Below are 20,361 nucleotides of genomic sequence, written 5' to 3'. Positions count from 1 at the left end.
CGCTACCGCTTCGCATTATTTCACCACTCAAAAAGCGTTTTAACTTTCTTTAAATCCTTATACTCCACGCTTTTGATAGCGTGATTCTCTAATTCAAAATCCGCACTCAAATCGTTAGCGTCTTTAAGGGTAGCTTGAAAGCTTTCTTTATTGATGAGTTTGACTTCCACTTTTTCGCCTAAAGAAAGCTTGAAATGTTTGGGGGTTTTAAGCGTTCTTTCTAACCCCATAGAGCTCACTTCCAAAATATAAGCGTCTTGAATAAAATCGCACACATCTAATAAGGGCGAAATCACCTCGCTCACTTGCTGGCAAATATCCAAGCTAACCGCCCCATTAGGGTTTTTAAGGCTCACCCTTAAAACATGCTGCTCGTTTTCTTTAACCAAGCTCACATCATAAAGCAAGTATCCCAAGCTTTCAATCACGCCCTCTATTTTCTCTTCTATTCTTTTAGTCATTATCTTTCCCTTTAGCGATTTCATTGAATATGGCGTCTAGGCGGAGCTGCTTTTCTAAGCTATTGTCTAAAACAAAACTGAGTTTTGGGCATTTAAACCACCCGCTCGCTTGCAAAACAAATTGCCTGATCAAACCCTCAGCTTTTTTCAATTTAGAAAGGATCTTATAATCTGATGCAAGCACAAACACATGAGCATGGTGCTTCCCTTTAGAGCATTCCACTTTAGTAACGCTTAAAGAATTCAACTCGCCATCATTCAAACTCGCTAAAGCTTCTTGTAATAATTCTAAAAGATTGGATTCCAAGCGTTCTTTATGAGCGTTCATTAGAGGGTTCTTTTTTTATGGATTTCTTTATAGGTTTCAAACACATCGCCCACTTTAATCTCATTATAATTTTCTAGCATGATCCCACACTCATAGCCCTTAGAAACTTCTTTCACATCGTCTTTAAAGCGTTTCAAAGAAAGGATTTCGCCGGTATGAATCACCACGCCATCTCTAATCAAACGCGCCTTAATGCCACGAGCGATCACCCCATCGCTCACCACACACCCGGCTATCGTGCCAACTTTAGGGATATTAAAGGTTTCTCTCACTTCCGCTTGCCCGGTATGCTCTTCTTCAATAATAGGACTCATCAAGCCTAATAACAGCGATCGCATTTCTTCAATCAAGGCATAAATCACCGTGTAAGTTTTAATGCTCACATTGTATTCTTTAGCCTTATTTTTCACATTACCAGTGGGGCGGATATTAAAGCCTAAAATCACGGCATGCTCACTGCTAGAAACCAGGCTCAAATCATTCTCAGTAATGCCCCCCACCCCTGAGTGGATCACTTGAATCGCTACTTCTTCGTTATTAAGCTCCAACAGGCTGTTCTTGATGGCCTCTAGGCTTCCTTGCGTATCCGCTTTAATGACTACAGGAATGTTTTTCAATTCCTTATTAGCGACCATTTCTGAAAGCTCATCAAAAGACACTTTAGTGCTTTTACTCAAGGCTTTTTGGCGTAAATAAGTCGCCCTCTTTTGAGCTTGCAAACGCGCGATGGAATCGTTTTCTACCCCTATTAAAACAGATCCCGCAGGCGGCACTTCGCTTAAGCCTGTGATGAGAGCCACCATAGAGGGTTTTAAATTTTGAATGCTCTTGCCTTGATCGTCAGTCATGGTTCTTACTTTACCAAACGCTGTTTCAGCAAAAAAACTATCCCCCACGCTCAAAGTCCCGCTTTGGACAATCACCGTGGCTACTGCCCCACGCCCTTTTTCCACGCTCCCTTCTAAAACAACCGCTCTAGCGCTGCCCTCTTCTATGGCTTTTAATTCCATAATATCCGCTTGAATGAGAATGGTTTCTAATAAATTGTCAATGCCATCGCCCGTTTTAGCCGAAACAGGGATGAACTCATGCTCTCCGCCCCAATCCACAGGATTATAACCAAGCTCAGCGCATTCGGCTTTGAGTTTGTCCGGATTCACGTTAGGCTTATCCATTTTATTCATCGCAAAAATCACAGGCACATTAGCCACCTTTGCATGCTCTAAAGCTTCAATAGTCTGTTGCTTCACGCCATCATCAGCCGCTATCACAATCACTGCAATATCTGTAACTTGAGCCCCACGATTACGCATCTGGCTAAAGGCTTCATGCCCTGGGGTGTCAATGAAAGACACCCATTTGTTATTTTTCTCTACCATGTAAGCACCAATGTGCTGAGTGATCCCCCAGCTTCAGTGTGAGCGACTCTTTTATCACGGATTTTATCCAATAGCGAAGTTTTGCCATGATCAACATGCCCCATAATAGTAACCACAGGTGGGCGCTCTTTTTTCACCCCCTCTAGCACTTCTTCTACTTCAAATTCTTCTAAAGTGTTTTGAACAGAAATTTCTAAATGGAACTCTTCGGCTAAAATTTCTATGCTATCCTTATCCAAAAAGTCGTTTTTAGTTACCATAAGTCCTAAATTGAAGAGGGTTTTAATCACATCGGCTAAATTCAAATTCGCTTTTTGCGCGAATTCATAGACACGCACTTCTTCAGGGATTGCAATCGCGCTTTGGATCACTTTTTGGCTGTTATCGTTACGGAATACGCGCTTTTTCTTGGATTGTCGTTTGATCCCACCTTCATTCATCCAAGGGTTTTTTCTTTGGACGCGCACCCTATCGTTGATATTTTGGCGGATTTCTTTTTCTTCTTCTTCCTTATTGAGGTTATCTTGTTCATGCAAATCAAACAATAAGATTTCATCGGTTTCATCATCGTAAATATCATTGCCCTTAAAATCCCTTACATCGCTAAAATCAATTTTATGGGATTTGTTGTTTTTGGCGGTGGGGGTGGCTTTGAGCTTACTGGGTTTTTTGGCTTTTTTAACCTCTTGCTTGTCTTTTTCTTGCCATTCTTTTTTAATGTCTTCAAAAATAGCCGCCGCGCTTTGAGTGGGTTTTTTGCTTTCTGTTACGCTGTTTTCACTTTCATTTTCTACTTCATCGTTGCGTTTAATCACCCTAAAACCGGTGCGTCTTTTAATGTTTTCATGGCGTTTGATCTCTTGCTCTTGCTTTTTAACTTCGCTGATTTCTTTTTTAGCGTTATTAGCGTTATTAGCGTTATTGGTGCTGTTAGTGTTGCTTTGGGTGAGCTTGTTTAGGGCTTCTCGGCTTTTTTGGATTTCTTGAAGCTTTTGTTTGGCTTTTTCTATTTGAGATTGAGAGGGGGTTAGTGCTTTAGAGGTGTTTTCTGTAGGGGGCGTTTGGTTTTCAAAAGTGTTGACAATCTCTATTCCTCCCTTTTTTTGGCAATGGGTGCAGGAGCTTCTTTTTTCTTTTCTTTAGTTTTTTTGGGCTTTGGCTGGCTTTTTTCTTCTTTTTTAGGCGTTTTGGAAGCCTTTTTAGCAAGTGGCTTAGGCGTTGCGGCTATCTTCAAATCGTCTTTATTGTCTTGTTCAGGATTCTTAGCGGGTTGATTGGCTTGTATTTGTTCTTTAATGCCATCCACAATGTATTTGTATAGCTTGCCGGCTTGCTCTGGGGTCATTTTAGAATTTGTCTTAAGCTCTAAACCAATATCTTTGGCTTGCTCGATCACGTTTTTAAGCTCTTTTTGGGTCTTGCCAAGCTCGGTTACAAATTTTTTTAAATCAACCATATCACTCATGCTATGCTTCTCTCCTTAATCCAATTAATAATATTTTTGGTATCTTTTGGGGCGTTCTTTATTTTTGAAATCGCTTTCAACAACTTTTTTTCTCCATTTTTCAAACAATTTTCACACACATAAAAACTACGACCCTTCCCGTCAAACTCCACAATTTGATTTTCAAAACTTTTCAAGCGCAACAAACCCTTTTGAGGTTGGCGCATTCTGCACACCACGCACATGCGGATTTTAATTTCAGTCTTTCTCAATAAGAACTCCATCATTGTCAAAATCTAAAACCGCTACCCTAAATTTAGGGAATTTCTTGCTCAAAACCTGCTTTAATTTAGGGGCGTCTTCTTCATAACACATGTTAAAAAACGACGAACCGCTCCCTGAAAGCGTGCTCATTAAGGCGTTATTTTCTAAAGCGAGCTTTTGGATCGCAAACAACACGGGATAAGTTTGCATGCGCTTATACTGGTGCATCCTGTCTTTAGAACAACAACGCAACAAATCCCATTTCCCTTGTGCAATCGCCATCGTCATCAAACTCGCATGCGAAAGGTTAAACACGCTTTCTTGCACGCTGTAACGCTTGGGCAAGAGGTGGCGCGATTGCTTGGTAGAAATGGCCCTATTAGGGATCACCATCACCGCTTTTAAAAAAGAAGGGATTTTGGTTTTTAAACTTATCACTTTCTTTTTTTCCACAAACGCCGCATTATACCCCCCAAACACCGCCGGGGTGATATTATCCGGGTGGTTTTCATAAATTAAAGCGGCATTGACAATGTTTTCTCTATCAAAAGGAAACCCTAAAAACGCAAACGCTGAAGCGACCGCCCCCACAATCATTGCCGAGCTAGACCCCATGCCCCTTGTAATAGGGACTTTATTATGCAATAAAAATTTAAACGATCCGTCATTCCCATGCTTTTTTAAAATCTCATAAAACACTTTAGTGAAAATATTGTTGGTTAAAAATTTAGGAATCCCCTCACCCTCCCCAACCAATTTCACCGCATGAAAACTGCTAGGCTCAATAAAAAAACGATTGCGTAAATTCAAACTCAAACCCAAGCAATCAAAACCGGGGCCTAAATTCGCACTCGTTGCAGGAACACTCACTACCAAATTTTAAACCCCTATTGTTGATACCCTTTCATTTTTAAAACTAGCATTATACACTAAATAGGAGGTAAAATGTAAAACGGCGTGTTCAATTGGGTGAATTTGTCTTTCTCTAAAAAAGAGGGCAACTTGAAATCTTTTGGCGCAATTTTCAAATCTTTAAAATCGGTCAAGCTTTCTGTTTCTTTTGAAACAAAGTATTTATTGGCATACGCCAAAATGGGCGTGTTGTCGTTAAAATCAAAGCCTGTGGTGGAATAGAGTTCAAAGTCATGGATTAAAGCCAAAGTGTGTAAGAAAACATGCGTGAGTTTTAAGCTAGTGAAACTCCCTGGCCCTTTAGCGTAATAAACTCCCTTAATCGCCGGTAAAGTAGGGTTTTTAAAATCTTTGAATAATTGTGAAAAAACTTCCACTAAAGCTTCGCTTGTTTTTGATTTGGAAGTGTAAGAAGTGCATAAAAAATTGTTTTGATACACCCCAAGCGAGACTCTCTCGCCTAAAGAGATAAGCACTAAATCCAATTCCAAAAAATAAACCCTAATTTAGGATTAAGCGAAAGCCTTTTGCAACGCAAATTCTTTAGCCGGATCTGTAGCGATCAAAACTTCGTAATTTTTAGCGTCTGCTAAAATGGCTTTAACCAGCATGGAATTGAGCTTGTGGCTACCTGAAAAAGAAGTGTATTTGCCCATCACAGGCATGCCTAAAACCATTAGATCCCCCATAGCGTCTAAAATCTTGTGGCACACGAATTCCTTTTCGCATCTCAAACCCTCTTTATTCAAGATGCTGTTTTCATCCAGCACGATACAATTATTCAAGCTCCCCCCTTTAGCCAAACCAATGGATCGCAAGTAATTCACTTCTTGCAAAAACCCAAAGGTGCGGGCTTTAGCGACTTGCTCTTTGTAAGCGGTTTTACTAAAGATGAAATGATGGGCTTGCTTAGCGATAACCGGATGGTTAAAATCAATCGTGAAATTCAAAGAAAGTTGGCTGTCTGGCTCAATTTTAACAAATTTATCGCCTTCTCTAACCTCAACGGCTCGCTTGATTTCCATCACCTTTTTAGGAGCGTCTAACTCTTTAATCCCCGCTTCATCTAAAAGCATGCAATAAGTCAAAGCACTCCCATCCATGATAGGGATCTCTTCGTTATCCACAGAGATTTTAAGATTGTCAATACCATACGCATGGATAGCTGAAAGCAAATGCTCAATCGTAGAAATCCTAGCGTTATCCTTACCCAACACGGTTGCCATTTTGGTATCCACGATGTTTTCAGGTTTTAAGGGGAGCTTCACGCCTAAATCAGAGCGGTAAAAAACGATGCCTTGATTTTCTTCTAATGGATCTAAAACAAGCTTCACAGGAACGCCCTTGTGTAGACCTATCCCTACTAATTCTACAGAGTGGTTAATGGTTGTTTGTTTCATAATACTTCCTTTATGTCTAGTATATCGTCATTTTTAGTGATTATTTTAATATTTTTATTTACTAAAAGCCGTTCAACCTCTTTTAGAGACAAAATTTGATTTTGAAAAACGATTTGAGCGCTCTTGACTTCTTTTAAGATCAAATACTCTCCAAAGCACACAATCGCCCCTTCGCAAACCCCATAAACTGACACAGAACCTTCTGAAATGATCTTCGCCCCGTTGTGGATATTACCCAAAAAAATAAGGTGGTTAGCGCTATAAATCTCTTCCCCGCTCCTGATATTACGCTCATAAATCGTTGTTTTGGGTTCTATCGCATTAGGGTTATTTTGCTTTAAAAGGTTAGCGTCTTTTTCTGTGGTTTTGATATAGCGCCCGTTTAAAGCGCGATTCGTTTCTAAAAACAAAAGCTGGTGTTTGTGCAAAATGGCTTTGACTTCTGGTTCAATATCGTATTTAAATATAATGAGAAAATATTGCAAAAGGGCATGGTTTTTTTCTAAAAATTCCATGACCGCCTCAGGCTCTTGCTTTTCAATTTCAAACGCATGCACATTTTTTTGATTCGTTTTTAACATGACTATCCTTTCATTAAAAGCCGTTTGGCTTGCTCTATGGGGGCAATGATATTGGTTTTTATCCATTGTTCATTAAGCCATTCATTGGGCCGGACAAAAACTCCTTGCAAAAGCATCCCTAAATGCAATCCGATCCCTAATTTCAAACCACTACTCCCCACGCTTTCATCATCTTTTAAATGCGCCAAAAAAACGCACAAACCCAGCCCATAGCAATTGATTAAACTATTACCATAAAAATCCAACTCCCCCTTAAAAACCCTCTTCATAGATGGATCAAACGCTAAAGATAAATCCTTACTGGGTATCAAATCCACTCCTAAATGCAAGAATTTAAACAACACCTGATTGTCCTTTAAAAACCGCCGATTTTCTAAAAAATTGCTTACCATTTTAAAAGGCCCATTCAAGGGTTTTAGCGCTTGAAAATGAGAAAAATCCTTATAAAAATCCCCTTGCTCTAAAGCGATTTTTTGGATTTTTTCTAAATCTTTTAAGCGCGCGTTAGAAAATATTTCTAATAAAGTTTGCTCAGTGTGATTTTGAAATTTTTCTTGCTTTGCAATCTTATCTTTTAAGGCGCTTAAGTCTATATCTTTTTCCCTCAAACGATGGATTTTTCGCTTGAACAATAAAAGGGCGGTATTAGAGTTATAGGCTTTATCTTTAGCGACAATGAACGCCTTAAAATCCTTATTTTTATAAGGCCAAGGCACTAGAGCGATAAAAACATTACGCTGTTTGAATTCTAAAAGCCTGAAAGCTTCAAAATCCTTTTTTTTGACGCGCACAAACGCTTGAGACAAATTCTTATCCAAAGCTTCAAAGACAACTACCGCGCTCCCCCCATAAGCGATGCTTGGGGAACGAGATAAAATAACGATTGAGGGTTTTATCGTATCAATGCACACTTCTTGTTTGAAAGACGCTTTATTGCCATTGAAAAAATTAGCATAACTCCAATCATTAGCTTTAATTTCATACCAAAGGCACTTGTCTTCTAGCCCCATGATTTCAGGCTTGATCAAAGGCACTTCTAAAGACTTGGGTTTATCCAATACCAGACTTTCTTTTTCATATAAGATCAAATTGTCTTGTGTGGTTACTTTTAATTTATAGCGTTTGATGCCCTTTGGGGCTACTATTTTAATCTTAATGGGCTTTTTTAAATCCCAAAAAAGCGTTTCATCATTGTTATTGAGCGCATCCTCTTCGCTATTCAAACTAAAACTTAAAGCTTTGGTTTTTGTGATTAAAGCGTTAAAAATCAAATAACCCCCTAAAATCAAAACGACTAACGCTAAAATTTTAAACCTTAACTCCAAAATCAAGCCTTAAAAAATGAACGCATAATTCACTAATAAAAAACTAGATCGCTTGAACTGGTTGTTAGCCGAAATCAACAAACGCTCATCATCTTCTTTATTTTGATAGAGCGCTCCCTCTTCTACTCCCATCCTCAAATAGCTAATCGGTAATTTAGTGCCAATCTCTAAGCGGTGTTTCCTATAAAGCGTTAAACTCACGCCCACATTAAAAGTGTAATCCACTTCAATCAAAGATTTCCATAAAAAATTAGGGCTTGAATAGCCCCCCACTACTAAATTCCTCCCGTTTTGATTAGGCCTGTCTTGATAGAGCATAAGCCCTATCCCAAAACCCGCATAAACGCCTAAAAAATGCTTTTTAGTTTTAAAATCTAAAGGCATATCAAACAACAAATCCGTATTCATAGCCCCTAAAACATAAATAAATGAGCCTACAGATTGCTTGCTTGCATCCTCTTTTAACACCCCTCCCCCAAGCAATAAATCCCCATAAAATCGTGTCCCAAAATAAGGCACAAAGTATTTTTGATACCCGAATTTAACGCTAATCATAGAAACAGGAGCGTTAATATTGATATTGTTTTTAAACGCGCTAGAGGCATTCGCGCCATATCTGTCTAGCATCTCCCCTTGATAAGAAAGATTAAATCCCCCATAAGCATACCCACCCCCCAAAAAAACCCCGCTCTTATCATCGGCTATGGAAAAAGATTTGAGCAATTTTTTTCTTTTCTTTGAAGAAATCTTTGGGTAAGTTCGCTCTAAATATTCCTCTTCAAACTTATCCTTATCCATCTCTTTGGGCGAAACCCCTTTTTCGGTGAGCTGTTGCTTTAAATGGTTTATTTTTTCGTCTAATTGTTGGTTTTCTTCTTCTAAATTGTCATAATCTGTCGCTTGAAGTCCTATAATGAACGCCAGATAAACTAACCAGTATTTGAGTTTCAACCCTTGAGCCTTTACAATAAATAGTTGTAACTAATATAATAAATATTAGTGCTTTTAAAATAATATAAAAAGGTTTGCGAAGTTTCTTTTAAGGGAGGCATTTTTAGGGCTAATTCAAAGCGGTGTTTGAGGTTGAGCGTCATGCTCACCCCTAAATTTAACACCAACCCAAAGGCGTTGGGCTGTGAATACCCTCTAATCTCTTTTAAATTTTGATACATCCCATTCCACCCCACTCCAATGCCTCCAAATATCCCTAACGCAAACCTTTTTTCTTTGTCAATAGGCTTATCCATCAATAGATCAATATTCAAGCTTGCGGTTTGATAAGAAGCCAAAGAATCGCTTTTGAACCCTTTCATCGCCCCCCCTAAATATTCCCCATAAAAGCGTAAGGCACTAATCCCGTTAGCAAAATACTTTTGATACCCGCTCCTTAAGCCATACAACAAAGGAGAAGCTTGAATATTGCTTAAAGGTTCAAACTTCTCATAAGAATGAGCGCTAACCCCTATATCGCCAAGGATTACGCCTATAAAAAAACCGCTCTTATTTTTAGCCATTTGTTGGAATAAGAGAGATTCATTCTTTTCATGCAATTCCCCTTTAAGCATGTAAAGCTGGCGTTTTTTCTTATGGATTTCTTCAAGCAGGCTTTTTTCATCAATATTCTTTTTAACTTCCTTGTTTTCTTCAAACTCTAGCGTTTGGGCGCGTTTTTCTTCCAAAAGAATGGGAGCGTCTTTAGGGGTGTTTTCTTCAGTCGTGTTCGTTTCGGTCATGTTTTCTTTGGCGATATTCTCTTCAGCGTGCAAGCTTAAAATAAAACCAAAGCATAAAATGAGATTTCTTATTTTTTTAGAACACATATTGATACCCAATGCTCGCTATAGCTCCCCACCAAGTCTCTTTTGAAGAATTGGATTGTAAAAAAGGGAAATTATTTAAAATTTTAAATTCAAATTCAATGCGGTTTTTTTCTAATACCGTTAGAGCCAAGCCTGCGTTAAAAGACATCCCCCATTCCGCCGTATAATTCACCCCATGCGCTACAACTCCCAAGCCTAAACCCATATACCCCCCCATATAAAGGTATTTCCTCACAAAAGGCAAAGGAAAATCCAATAAAAAATCCCCATTCAGCATAACCGATTGAAACCCCACGCTCCCAAAGCCCGCTTTTTTAGGAGCCCCTCCATAATATTGGATATAGATGCGCCTGCCAATAATATTGGGCTTGACCAAGCGTGCAAAAAACGACGGCCTGAAAGTTTGATAGCCAAAACGCAAGCCGTAAGCGAACAGATAATTTAAAATATTCCCGGTGATACTAGAGCTATTGGTTTTGACCATGATTTCATGGTTATAAAAAAACCCAGTATTGATCCCTAAAATAAGCCCGCTTTTAGCGTTCGCCCTCTTTAAATCTCTGATTAATTCTTCAACTTCTTTGTCTTCATAGGCTTTATAATACTTGATATATTTGTAGTATTTTGGGTCTAGGGTGTCATAATCAAGCGCACTCAATCCCGCATAAAACCCCATTAAAGACCATAAAATAGCTCGTTTTTTAAGACCCAAAATCGCTAAATCCCTTGAATTGTTTGTTAAAAGTTTCTTTCAATTATACTAAAATAATTAAAATGACCGGTTAAAATGGAGTAAATTTTTACCCACCCCAATAAAGTCATGCTACAATGCCACTATATTCAACACTTAGGATTTTTAATGAGCATGCAAACCGCCCCAATTAAAAAAATCACTCTCAACCACCTCCAAGCTAAAAAAAATCAAGAAAAAATCATCGCCATTACCGCTTATGATGCACTATTCGCTCAAATATTTGATCCGCTAGTGGATGTGATTTTAGTGGGCGATAGTTTGAATATGAGTTTTTTCAATCAAAACGACACTTTAAGCGCAAGTGTGGGAATGATGCTCTATCACACCAAAGCCGTGTGCGCAGGCGCTAAGACTCCTTTTATCATCACAGACATGCCCTTTGGAAGCTATAAAGATGAAAAAACAGCCCTAAAAAACGCCATTAGAGTTTATAAAGAAACCCAAGCGAGCGCGATCAAACTAGAGGGGGGAAAAGAAAAAGCGAAACTGGTTAAAACGCTCACTAATGAGGGTATTATTGTGGTAGGGCATATTGGCTTGATGCCCCAATTCGTGCGTCTTGATGGAGGCTATAAGATTAAGGGCAAAAATGAAGAGCAACAAAAAAAGCTTTTAGAAGACGCCTTGAGTTTAGAAGAAGCCGGGGTAGGTTTGTTGGTTTTAGAGGGTATAACCACCCCTATCGCTCAGAAAATCACGCAAACAATCAAAATCCCCACAATCGGCATAGGGAGCGGCAAGGATTGCGACGGGCAGATTTTAGTGTGGAGCGATATGTTAGGCTTTTTTGATAGCTTTAAGCCTAAATTCGTGCGAGAATACCTTAAGGGGAAAGAATTGATTCAAAACGCTATCAAACAATACGCTGATGATGTGAAAAAGGGAAACTTCCCTAACGAATTAGAAAGTTATCATTAAATGAAAGAACGGATAGTCAATTTAGAAACTTTGGATTTTGAAACTTCTCAAGAAGTGAGTTTGCGCCCCAATCTTTGGGAAGATTTTATCGGTCAAGAAAAGATTAAAAGCAACTTGCAAATTTCTATTTGCGCGGCTAAAAAACGCCAAGAGAGTTTGGATCACATGCTCTTTTTTGGCCCGCCCGGTTTGGGTAAAACTTCAATCAGCCATATCATCGCTAAAGAAATGGAAACCAATATCAAAATCACGGCCGCTCCCATGATAGAAAAAAGCGGTGATTTAGCCGCCATTTTGACTAACTTGCAAGCTAAAGACATTCTTTTTATTGATGAAATCCACCGGCTTAGCCCGGCGATTGAAGAGGTTTTATACCCGGCTATGGAAGATTTCAGGCTGGATATTATCATAGGCTCAGGCCCGGCCGCTCAAACCATTAAAATTGATTTACCCCCTTTCACCCTTATTGGTGCTACCACTAGAGCTGGAATGCTCTCTAACCCCTTAAGAGACAGATTTGGCATGAGTTTTAGAATGCAATTTTATAGCCCTAGCGAACTGGCCCTTATCATTAAAAAAGCCGCCGTTAAACTCAACCAAGACATCAAAGAAGAAAGCGCTGATGAAATCGCTAAAAGGAGTAGAGGTACGCCAAGGATCGCTTTAAGGCTTTTAAAAAGGGTGCGCGATTTTGCACTCGTTAAAAATTCAAGCTTGATGGATTTAAACATCACTTTGCATGCTTTGAATGAATTGGGCGTGAATGAATTAGGCTTTGATGAAGCGGATTTGGCGTATTTATCTTTGTTGGCTAACGCTCAAGGACGACCGGTGGGTTTGAACACGATTGCAGCATCTATGAGAGAAGATGAAGGCACGATTGAAGATGTGATTGAGCCTTTTTTACTCGCTAATGGTTATTTAGAGCGCACCGCTAAAGGCAGGATCGCCACGCCTAAAACCCATGCGCTTTTAAAAATCCCCACTTTAAAGTCTCAAACTTTATTTTAATCTTGTTTAGAAAGAAAATTACACTACAATAACGATAAAATTTTAAAGGGTGTGAAAGTAGATCATTATGTTTGGCATGGGCTTTTTTGAAATCCTTGTGGTGTTGGTTGTAGCGATTATTTTTTTAGGGCCAGAAAAATTCCCCCAAGCTGTCGTGGATATAGTGAAGTTTTTTCGTGCGGTTAAAAAAACGCTCAATGACGCTAAGGACACTTTAGATAAAGAAATCAATATTGAAGAAATCAAAAAAGAAACCCTAGAGTATCAAAAACTCTTTGAAAACAAAGTGGAGAGTCTTAAAGGCGTTAAGATTGAAGAATTAGAAGACGCTAAAATAACTGCAGAAAATGAGATTAAAAGCATTCAGGACTTGATGCAAGATTATCAACGCAGTTTAGAAACCAACACAACCCCTAACCATTTAAACGAAAAAGTCTCCAATGAAGAAGCCCTAAATAAAGAAGTTTCAAGCGATGAATCTCCTAAAGAAGTCAAATTAGCAACCGATAACAACACCAAAGAACACGACAAAGAAAAAGAGCATGTTTGAAGATTTAAAACCGCATTTACAGGAATTAAGAAAGCGTTTGATGGTTTCTGTAGGGACGATTCTAGTGGCGTTTTTGGGGTGCTTTCATTTTTGGAAAAGTATTTTTGAATTCGTTAAAAATTCTTATAAAGGCACGCTCATTCAGCTCTCCCCTATTGAAGGGGTCATGGTAGCGGTTAAAATCAGTTTTTCAGCCGCTATCGTCATTTCCATGCCCATTATTTTTTGGCAATTATGGCTCTTTATCGCTCCAGGGCTTTACAAGAATGAAAAAAAAGTGATTTTGCCTTTTGTGTTTTTTGGGAGCGGCATGTTTTTAATTGGGGCGGCGTTTTCTTATTATGTGGTGTTTCCCTTCATCATTGAATACTTAGCCACTTTTGGGAGCGATGTGTTTGCGGCTAATATTTCTGCTTCTAGTTATGTGAGCTTTTTCACGCGCTTGATTTTAGGCTTTGGCGTGGCGTTTGAATTGCCTGTTTTGGCGTATTTTTTGGCTAAAGTGGGCTTGATTACCGATGCGAGCTTGAAAGCGTATTTTAAATACGCTATTATAGTGATTTTTATTGTAGCAGCCATTATCACTCCCCCTGATGTGGTGAGTCAAATCTTTATGGCGTTGCCCTTAGTGGGGCTTTATGGGCTTTCTATTTTGATTGCCAAAATGGTCAATCCGGCTCCTAAAGATAACGAAAATGACACCAAAGAGAATTAGTTGAGAGAATTTGATTTAGAAAGCTATGATTATTGTTTGCCTAAGGAATTGATCGCAAACTACCCCGTTTTGCCCAAGGAAAAGGCTAAATTACTCGTCTATGAAAGGCGTTCGCAAAAAATCACGCACACCACTTTTGAGCATGTTTTAGACTTTTTCCCTAAAAACGCCCTTATTGTGTTGAACGACACTAAAGTGATGAAAGCTAGGCTTTTTGGATCTAAACATGCCTTTTTGCCATCAAAAACGACCGAAGTGTTTTTCCACCGCTTTTTTAAAGGTAATACCGCCCTAACTCAAATCAAGGGTAAGATCAAAGTGGGGGATAAGATCTTTTTTGATGAAAATTATTACGCTGAAGTTTTGGAATTACTCCATAACGGCCAACGCTTGATCGCTTTTTATGACAATCAAACCCCCTTAAATCAAGAAAATATCTTAAAGCTTTTAGAGCAATACGGGCATATGCCCTTACCCCCTTATATTAAAAGAGCGGATGAAAGTTTGGATGCGCATGAATACCAGAGCGTGTTCGCTAAACACATTGGCGCGGTGGCTGCCCCTACAGCGTCATTGCATTTTTCTCAACACGGCTTAGAAAAATTATTGAAAGATTTCAAGCACGCTTTTTTAACCTTGCATGTGGGGGCTGGGACTTTTCTTGGCGTAGAAACTAAGGATATTAGAGAGCATCAAATCCATACAGAAGTTTTGCATATTCCTAAAAAGAGCCAAGAAATTTTGCAAGAATCCCAAGAGATTTTATGCATCGGCACGACCGCTTTAAGGAGCGTGGAATACTTCAAACGCTTAAAAAACCCTAATCAAGAATCGTTTGAATGCGACATATTCTTGCATCTTGCTAACCCTATTCAGTATGTTAATCATTTGCTCACTAATTTCCATTTGCCTAAATCTAGCCTTTTAATGCTTGTGAGCGCGATGATAGGCTTAGAAAAAACCAAAGAAATCTACAAAATAGCCATAGAAAAGAAGTATCGTTTTTATTCCTATGGCGATGGGATGCTGATTTTATGAACCCCTTATTGCAAGATTATGCACGCATCCTTTTAGAATGGAATCAAACGCACAATTTGAGCGGCGCGAAAAATTTAAGCGAGTTAGAACCCCAGATCACAGACGCTCTAAAGCCCTTAGAATTTGTCAAAGATTTTAAAAGCTGCTTGGATATTGGGAGCGGGGCGGGACTTCCTGCTATCCCTTTAGCCCTTGAAAAACCGGAAACACAATTCATTCTTTTAGAGCCAAGAATAAAAAGAGCGGCTTTTTTAAATTACCTTAAAAGCGTTTTGCCTTTAAAAAATATTGAAATCATTAAAAAGCGTTTAGAAGATTATCAAAATCTTTTACAAGTGGATTTAATCACTTCTAGAGCGGTCGCTAGCTCTTCTTTTTTGATAGAAAAAAGCCAACGCTTCCTAAAAGATAAGGGGTATTTTTTATTCTATAAAGGCGAGCAGTTAAAGAATGAAATCGCTTGTAAAGACACTGAATGCTTTATGCATCAAAAGCGTGTTTATTTTTACAAATCAAAGGAAAGTTTATGTTAAGAATTTTAATCCCCCTACTCATTATCGTGTGGGTTTTATGGCGTTTGTTTTTAAGGCAAAAACCCCACAAAGACAACCACTCTTACACGCAACAAACCCCCAAAGAATTAGAAGATCACATGATTGTATGCTCTAAATGCCAAACCTATGTCTCTAGCAAAGACGCTATTTACAGCGGAGCGGTAGCCTATTGCAGTGAAACCTGTTTGAAGGATAAGAGGTAAATATGCTTATTTTAGGACACCCTTTAATCCCTAGCGCTCGTTTTGTTTTCATTAAAAACACCGATGCTATTCATTCCAGTGCCAATAACGATATAGTGTGTTTTGAAGCAAACCCAAAAAATTTGGAATTAGCCCAATATTGCTGTGAAAATAGCGTCCATTTTAGCGTGATCTTTTTATCGCACAAGATAGAGACGGACACCTTTTTTTATTCAACGCTTTCAAACCGCTCTATTGTATTTTTAAGGATATTAAGCAAGTCATACTCGCCCAACAACACGCCACTAATTACTTGTTAGATAGCAAAATCTTGTTTTCTATGGATTTAAACGATACAGAGTCGTGGGAAATTTGCGCTAAAAATCAAATAGATGGCGTGATTTCTAAAGATTCACTCCTTTTAAAATAAGCCCTTTTTAAACAAATCTTAGTTATAATAAGCCCTTTTTAAGGGGAGATGTCCGAGTGGTTGAAGGAGCACGCCTGGAACGCGTGTAAGGTGCAAGCCTTCGAGGGTTCGAATCCCTCTCTCTCCGCCATTTAAAAATGCCACGAATGCGAAATAAAAAACAAAAAGCTCCTTTCAAACAAGCTGCGCCTTTCAGGGGTTAAAAAGATTTTCATGCCAATTTCCACATCCACCTTATGATACAAAACGATCGTGCGAAACTGCACCCCAAATTTACCGATAGCCCTGAAATAAGTGTTGTGAAAATTGAAATCTTTTAATGAATCCCAAGTATTCACCACCAAATCTTTGACTTTATTGTTGAGTATCCATGTGTTAGCGGCCAGTTGCAAGCCAAAGAAAAAAGCCCAGCGGTTGATAGGGTTTTTAGCGTAGGCGACCATAAAATCCCCTCCCACCCCATAAGTGAACATGTTCGCTTGCAAAGTAGAGTCATTATTAAAAAGCACATTACCATAATCTATAAAGAAATAATACCTAGAATAAGCCCAATCGTTTTTAGGATTCACTTCATAGCCTTGAAGGATTGAAGCCCCTTGTAAAAGCTTGTTGGTGTTTAAAGGGCGCATAAACACCGTGCCTATTTGATAAGAAGAAGACATATAACTCAAATTTTCAGCATTTAAAATATTTAAAAAACTTATACTCAGTATTAAAATTCTTAAATAATACACTTACTTGCAAAATCCTTGTCTTTCTTTTTTCAAACCATCCAATGACCCTTTATCGCACTCAAAGAGTTATTTTATTACTTTTAAACGATTATCATAGCAAACAAACTAAATTTTTTTACAAATAAGAACGCTCATTGAACGCTCCATTTAGCCAATGATTATTGTCGGTCAAGGTAATTTTAATCAAAACATGCTATTATTTGGAATGATTTATTATTATAAGGCGTTAGAGACGCTTTGGCTGTTTAAAAGAATCTAATTTGAATGCAATCTTAAAAGGAGAAGCGCTTTGAAACTACTGGTAGTAGATGATAGCTCAACTATGAGAAGAATTATTAAAAATACACTTTCACGCTTAGGCTATGAAGATGTTTTAGAAGCTGAGCATGGGGTGGAAGCTTGGGAAAAATTGGACGCTAATGCGGACACTAAGGTGCTTATTACAGATTGGAACATGCCTGAAATGAACGGGTTGGATCTCGTTAAAAAGGTGCGTGCGGACAGCCGATTTAAAGAAATCCCTATCATTATGATCACCACAGAGGGCGGTAAAGCTGAGGTCATTACGGCTTTAAAAGCGGGCGTGAATAACTACATTGTGAAACCTTTTACCCCCCAAGTTTTGAAAGAAAAATTAGAGGTTGTTTTAGGGACAAACGATTGAGTGTTAAAGCCAATGTATTATGAGTTTTTCTTTATCTTCCCTAAGGAGCGAGAGCTTTTTGAGGGCTTTCTTTTAGACACCACGCACCTAGCCTTAGAAGAATCAAGCTTAGAAAATTTAAAAGCGTTTGATGATGAAGAAACCATTGACTTTATAAGCCAATCCAATTGGCGTTATTTCGCCACTCATAACCCCCTAAAAGAAAATTTAAAAGAAAAACCCCCACACCTCAAAAATTTCGTTATTTTACGCTCTGAAAAAAATTTGAGCGATTCGCTTTTTCCGGCGTTAGAAGCGTTTTGTTTGAACTTAAAGCAAAGCTTGCAAAGCGAGTTTGATTTTTTCTACCTTTCACGCAATCTGGCTTCAAAAGACTGGCTGGAAGCCTACAAACAAGCTGTTTTACCGGTGCAATGCGCCAAATTTTACATACACCCTAGCTGGCATCAAAAACCAAGCCATGTCGCTACAGATGATAGCATAATGATTGATCCGGCTCTTGCCTTTGGATCAGGCCATCATGAAAGCACTTCTATGTGTTTGGAATTGCTCTCTAACCTTGATTTAAAACGCAAAAACGCTTTAGATGTGGGCTGTGGGAGCGGGATTTTAAGCATCGCCTTAAAAAAACAAGGCGTTAGCGCATTGATCGCTTGCGATACGGATAGTTTAGCCGTTGAAGAAACCCTAAAAAATTTTAGCTTGAATCAAATACCCCTATTAGCACAAGATAAAGTCATTCATGGCTCTACGCAAAAAATTGAAGGGCGTTTTGATATTATTGTGGCGAACCTTGTCGCTGATGTGATTAAGAGTTTGTATAGTGAATTTGTGCGGCTTTGTAACCACACTCTTATTTTATCAGGGATTTTAGAAACCCATTTAAACTCTGTTTTACAGATCTATTATAATGGATTTGAGGTTTTAGAACAGCGGCAGCGTAACGAATGGGTCGCTCTAAAATTGCTTAAAAAACAACCAATAAATTAAGGATTATAATGAAACCAACGAACGAACCTAAAAAACCTTTTTTTCAAAGTCCCATTATCCTTGCGGTTCTTGGAGGGATTTTACTCATTTTTTTTCTGCGTTCTTTCAATTCTGATGGCAGTTTTTCGGACAATTTCTTAGCTTCTAGCACTAAAAATGTGAGCTACCATGAGATCAAACAGCTCATCAGCAATAATGAAGTGGAAAATGTGAGCATCGGTCAAACTTTGATCAAAGCCAGCCATAAAGAGGGCAACAATCGTGTGATCTATATCGCTAAACGAGTGCCTGATTTGACCTTAGTGCCTTTGTTAGACGAGAAAAAAATCAATTATTCTGGTTTTAGCGAGTCTAACTTTTTTACGGACATGTTAGGGTGGCTCATGCCTATTTTAGTGATTTTAGGGCTATGGATGTTTATGGCAAACCGCATGCAAAAAAATATGGGTGGGGGTATTTTTGGCATGGGGAGCGCGAAAAAACTCATTAACGCTGAAAAACCCAATGTGCGTTTTAATGACATGGCAGGCAATGAAGAAGCCAAAGAAGAGGTGGTAGAAATCGTAGATTTCTTAAAATACCCCGAACGATACGCCAATTTAGGGGCTAAAATCCCTAAAGGCGTGCTGTTAGTAGGGCCTCCAGGAACGGGTAAAACCCTTTTAGCAAAAGCGGTGGCCGGCGAAGCGCATGTGCCGTTTTTCTCTATGGGAGGGAGCAGTTTCATTGAAATGTTTGTGGGCTTAGGGGCAAGCAGGGTTAGGGATTTGTTTGAAACCGCTAAAAAACAAGCCCCTAGCATCATTTTTATTGATGAAATTGATGCCATAGGCAAGAGCAGAGCGGCTGGAGGCATGATAAGTGGGAATGATGAAAGAGAGCAAACCCTAAACCAGCTCTTAGCCGAAATGGATGGTTTTGGGAGCGAAAACGCGCCTGTGATTGTCTTAGCCGCAACGAACCGCCCTGAAATCTTGGATCCGGCTTTAATGCGTCCAGGGCGCTTTGACAGGCAGGTTTTAGTGGATAAGCCTGATTTTAATGGCAGGGTAGAAATCTTAAAAGTGCATATTAAAGGCGTGAAACTCGCTAATGATGTGAATTTGCAAGAAGTCGCCAAACTCACCGCAGGGCTTGCAGGAGCGGATTTAGCGAATATCATCAATGAAGCCGCGCTTTTAGCGGGACGAAACAACCAAAAAGAAGTCAAGCAACAGCATTTAAAAGAAGCGGTTGAAAGAGGGATTGCTGGGCTAGAAAAGAAAAGCAGGCGCATCAGTCCCAAAGAAAAGAAAATCGTCGCCTACCATGAAAGCGGGCATGCCGTGATTTCTGAAATGACTAAAGGGAGTGCTAGGGTGAATAAAGTTTCTATCATTCCAAGGGGCATGGCGGCTTTAGGTTACACCCTTAACACGCCTGAGGAAAACAAATACTTGATGCAAAAGCATGAACTCATCGCTGAAATTGATGTGCTTTTAGGCGGGAGAGCGGCTGAAGAAGTCTTTTTGGAAGAAATTTCTACCGGTGCGAGCAACGATTTAGAAAGAGCGACTGATATTATTAAAGGCATGGTGAGTTACTACGGCATGAGCAGTGTCAGCGGGCTTATGGTGTTAGAAAAGCAACGGAACGCCTTTTTAGGAGGCGGTTATGGGAGCAGTAGGGAATTTAGCGAAAAAACTGCAGAAGAAATGGATCTTTTCATTAAAAACTTGCTAGAAGAGCGCTATGAGCATGTCAAACAAACCTTAAGCGACTATAAAGAGGCGATTGAAATCATGGTCAAAGAATTGTTTGACAAAGAAGTCATTACAGGCGAAAGGGTGCGTGAAATCATCAGCGAATACGAAGCCACCAACAATTTAGAAAGCCGTTTGATCCCTTTAGAAGAGCAAGCGAGTTAA

At 39.2% G+C, this 20,361-nt stretch carries 22 protein-coding genes, 1 tRNA gene and 2 pseudogenes; 12 read left to right on the top strand and 13 right to left on the bottom strand.

The genetic code is table 11. From position 1 onward, the window contains the following. Positions 1-20: 20 nt before the first annotated feature. The 12 genes and pseudogenes from D2C72_01265 to D2C72_01210 form a co-directional block, all read right to left on the bottom strand. Positions 21-461, bottom strand: coding sequence for a ribosome maturation factor RimP (locus D2C72_01265; GenBank protein ID QEF43089.1), 441 nt, complete (start codon positions 459-461; stop codon positions 21-23). Then, entirely contained in the window at positions 454-789 is a 336-nt protein-coding gene (rbfA, locus tag D2C72_01260; protein ID QEF43088.1) for a 30S ribosome-binding factor RbfA, read from the bottom strand. Before rbfA ends, D2C72_01265 begins: the two co-directional genes overlap by 8 nt. Beyond that, positions 789-3,633 (bottom strand): annotated as a pseudogene (locus tag D2C72_01255) (translation initiation factor IF-2). The gene rbfA and the pseudogene D2C72_01255 overlap by 1 nt, the downstream one beginning before the upstream one ends. Beyond that, complete coding sequence (locus D2C72_01250; protein QEF43087.1) at positions 3,630-3,899, bottom strand: DUF448 domain-containing protein; 270 nt, start codon at positions 3,897-3,899, stop codon at positions 3,630-3,632. Before D2C72_01250 ends, D2C72_01255 begins: the two are co-directional and overlap by 4 nt. Continuing rightward, on the bottom strand, positions 3,871-4,752 hold the full coding sequence (locus tag D2C72_01245) for a homoserine kinase (GenBank protein ID QEF43086.1): 882 nt from the start codon (positions 4,750-4,752) through the stop codon (positions 3,871-3,873). The genes D2C72_01250 and D2C72_01245 overlap by 29 nt, the downstream gene beginning before the upstream one ends. 53 nt (positions 4,753-4,805) lie before the next feature. After that, complete coding sequence (locus tag D2C72_01240) at positions 4,806-5,228, bottom strand: tRNA threonylcarbamoyladenosine biosynthesis protein TsaB (protein ID QEF44154.1); 423 nt, start codon at positions 5,226-5,228, stop codon at positions 4,806-4,808. A gap of 72 nt (positions 5,229-5,300) precedes the next feature. After that, positions 5,301-6,188 carry a UDP-3-O-[3-hydroxymyristoyl] N-acetylglucosamine deacetylase gene (gene lpxC, locus D2C72_01235; GenBank protein QEF43085.1) on the bottom strand — a complete coding sequence of 296 codons (888 nt, stop codon included), beginning with the start codon at positions 6,186-6,188 and terminating at the stop codon, positions 5,301-5,303. Next, positions 6,185-6,835 (bottom strand): septum site-determining protein MinC, encoded by a 651-nt coding sequence (minC, locus tag D2C72_01230; protein QEF43084.1) that lies wholly within the window; start codon positions 6,833-6,835, stop codon positions 6,185-6,187. Before minC ends, lpxC begins: the two co-directional genes overlap by 4 nt. Further along, positions 6,772-8,040 (bottom strand): M23 family peptidase, encoded by a 1,269-nt coding sequence (locus D2C72_01225; GenBank protein ID QEF44155.1) that lies wholly within the window; start codon positions 8,038-8,040, stop codon positions 6,772-6,774. The genes minC and D2C72_01225 overlap by 64 nt, the downstream gene beginning before the upstream one ends. A 63-nt stretch (positions 8,041-8,103) precedes the next feature. Next, entirely contained in the window at positions 8,104-9,045 is a 942-nt protein-coding gene (locus D2C72_01220) for an outer membrane beta-barrel protein (protein QEF43083.1), read from the bottom strand. A gap of 11 nt (positions 9,046-9,056) precedes the next feature. Continuing rightward, positions 9,057-9,914 carry an outer membrane beta-barrel protein gene (locus D2C72_01215; protein ID QEF44153.1) on the bottom strand — a complete coding sequence of 286 codons (858 nt, stop codon included), beginning with the start codon at positions 9,912-9,914 and terminating at the stop codon, positions 9,057-9,059. Then, positions 9,904-10,626, bottom strand: a complete 723-nt coding sequence (locus D2C72_01210; GenBank protein ID QEF43082.1) for a hypothetical protein — start codon at positions 10,624-10,626, stop codon at positions 9,904-9,906. The genes D2C72_01215 and D2C72_01210 overlap by 11 nt, the downstream gene beginning before the upstream one ends. Before the next feature lie 147 nt (positions 10,627-10,773). Here D2C72_01210 and panB point away from each other — a divergent pair, with 147 nt between their 5' ends. The 9 genes and pseudogenes from panB (at position 10,774) to D2C72_01165 (ending at position 16,196) form a co-directional block, all read left to right on the top strand. Continuing rightward, a complete protein-coding gene (gene panB / locus D2C72_01205) occupies positions 10,774-11,586 on the top strand; it encodes a 3-methyl-2-oxobutanoate hydroxymethyltransferase (GenBank protein QEF43081.1) in 813 nt (270 codons plus the stop codon). Then, complete coding sequence (gene ruvB / locus D2C72_01200; GenBank protein QEF43080.1) at positions 11,587-12,597, top strand: Holliday junction branch migration DNA helicase RuvB; 1,011 nt, start codon at positions 11,587-11,589, stop codon at positions 12,595-12,597. 67 nt (positions 12,598-12,664) lie between these two features. Beyond that, entirely contained in the window at positions 12,665-13,147 is a 483-nt protein-coding gene (tatB, locus tag D2C72_01195) for a Sec-independent protein translocase subunit TatB (GenBank protein ID QEF43079.1), read from the top strand. Continuing rightward, positions 13,140-13,862 carry a twin-arginine translocase subunit TatC gene (gene tatC / locus D2C72_01190; GenBank protein ID QEF43078.1) on the top strand — a complete coding sequence of 241 codons (723 nt, stop codon included), beginning with the start codon at positions 13,140-13,142 and terminating at the stop codon, positions 13,860-13,862. Before tatB ends, tatC begins: the two co-directional genes overlap by 8 nt. Beyond that, entirely contained in the window at positions 13,863-14,900 is a 1,038-nt protein-coding gene (gene queA / locus D2C72_01185) for a tRNA preQ1(34) S-adenosylmethionine ribosyltransferase-isomerase QueA (GenBank protein ID QEF43077.1), read from the top strand. Beyond that, positions 14,897-15,433: a 16S rRNA (guanine(527)-N(7))-methyltransferase RsmG gene (gene rsmG / locus D2C72_01180; protein QEF43076.1), complete on the top strand. Its 537-nt coding sequence runs from the start codon at positions 14,897-14,899 to the stop codon at positions 15,431-15,433. Before queA ends, rsmG begins: the two co-directional genes overlap by 4 nt. Then, the gene (locus D2C72_01175; GenBank protein ID QEF43075.1) at positions 15,376-15,657 is read left to right on the top strand and encodes a prokaryotic metallothionein family protein; all 282 of its coding nucleotides are present in this window, start codon (positions 15,376-15,378) and stop codon (positions 15,655-15,657) included. The genes rsmG and D2C72_01175 overlap by 58 nt, the downstream gene beginning before the upstream one ends. Before the next feature lie 2 nt (positions 15,658-15,659). Beyond that, positions 15,660-16,066, top strand: a pseudogene (locus D2C72_01170) (hypothetical protein). 42 nt (positions 16,067-16,108) lie between these two features. Beyond that, positions 16,109-16,196, top strand: a tRNA-Ser gene (locus D2C72_01165). 1 nt (position 16,197) lies between these two features. On the opposite strand, the gene D2C72_01160 is transcribed toward D2C72_01165, so the two are convergent. Continuing rightward, positions 16,198-16,800, bottom strand: a complete 603-nt coding sequence (locus D2C72_01160; protein ID QEF43074.1) for an outer membrane protein — start codon at positions 16,798-16,800, stop codon at positions 16,198-16,200. A gap of 289 nt (positions 16,801-17,089) precedes the next feature. Here D2C72_01160 and D2C72_01155 point away from each other — a divergent pair, with 289 nt between their 5' ends. The 3 genes from D2C72_01155 to D2C72_01145 are packed head-to-tail and all read left to right on the top strand — an operon-like array spanning position 17,090 to position 20,361. After that, positions 17,090-17,464: a two-component system response regulator gene (locus D2C72_01155; GenBank protein QEF43073.1), complete on the top strand. Its 375-nt coding sequence runs from the start codon at positions 17,090-17,092 to the stop codon at positions 17,462-17,464. Then, positions 17,465-18,454, top strand: a complete 990-nt coding sequence (locus D2C72_01150) for a 50S ribosomal protein L11 methyltransferase (GenBank protein QEF43072.1) — start codon at positions 17,465-17,467, stop codon at positions 18,452-18,454. A gap of 8 nt (positions 18,455-18,462) precedes the next feature. Next, positions 18,463-20,361 carry an ATP-dependent metallopeptidase FtsH/Yme1/Tma family protein gene (locus D2C72_01145; GenBank protein ID QEF43071.1) on the top strand — a complete coding sequence of 633 codons (1,899 nt, stop codon included), beginning with the start codon at positions 18,463-18,465 and terminating at the stop codon, positions 20,359-20,361.

The organism is Helicobacter pylori (assembly GCA_008032955.1).
GTDB classification, from domain to species: domain Bacteria; phylum Campylobacterota; class Campylobacteria; order Campylobacterales; family Helicobacteraceae; genus Helicobacter; species Helicobacter pylori_DC.
Note: the sequence above shows the minus strand (reverse complement) of the source record. Positions and strands in the feature narration are given on the sequence as shown.

What these genes read in the sequence shown, in the direction of transcription:
- panB (QEF43081.1), top strand. Translation starts at nt 10,774, where the DNA reads ATGAGCATGCAAACCGCCCCAATTAAAAAAATCACTCTCAACCACCTC.
- minC (QEF43084.1), bottom strand. Translation starts at nt 6,835, where the DNA reads ATGGATAAAAACCAATATCATTGCCCCCATAGAGCAAGCCAAACGGCT.
- D2C72_01175 (QEF43075.1), top strand. Translation starts at nt 15,376, where the DNA reads ATGCTTTATGCATCAAAAGCGTGTTTATTTTTACAAATCAAAGGAAAG.
- rbfA (QEF43088.1), bottom strand. Translation starts at nt 789, where the DNA reads ATGAACGCTCATAAAGAACGCTTGGAATCCAATCTTTTAGAATTATTA.
- D2C72_01215 (QEF44153.1), bottom strand. Translation starts at nt 9,914, where the DNA reads ATGTGTTCTAAAAAAATAAGAAATCTCATTTTATGCTTTGGTTTTATT.
- rsmG (QEF43076.1), top strand. Translation starts at nt 14,897, where the DNA reads ATGAACCCCTTATTGCAAGATTATGCACGCATCCTTTTAGAATGGAAT.
- tatB (QEF43079.1), top strand. Translation starts at nt 12,665, where the DNA reads ATGTTTGGCATGGGCTTTTTTGAAATCCTTGTGGTGTTGGTTGTAGCG.
- tatC (QEF43078.1), top strand. Translation starts at nt 13,140, where the DNA reads ATGTTTGAAGATTTAAAACCGCATTTACAGGAATTAAGAAAGCGTTTG.
- D2C72_01250 (QEF43087.1), bottom strand. Translation starts at nt 3,899, where the DNA reads ATGATGGAGTTCTTATTGAGAAAGACTGAAATTAAAATCCGCATGTGC.
- lpxC (QEF43085.1), bottom strand. Translation starts at nt 6,188, where the DNA reads ATGAAACAAACAACCATTAACCACTCTGTAGAATTAGTAGGGATAGGT.
- ruvB (QEF43080.1), top strand. Translation starts at nt 11,587, where the DNA reads ATGAAAGAACGGATAGTCAATTTAGAAACTTTGGATTTTGAAACTTCT.
- D2C72_01145 (QEF43071.1), top strand. Translation starts at nt 18,463, where the DNA reads ATGAAACCAACGAACGAACCTAAAAAACCTTTTTTTCAAAGTCCCATT.
- D2C72_01265 (QEF43089.1), bottom strand. Translation starts at nt 461, where the DNA reads ATGACTAAAAGAATAGAAGAGAAAATAGAGGGCGTGATTGAAAGCTTG.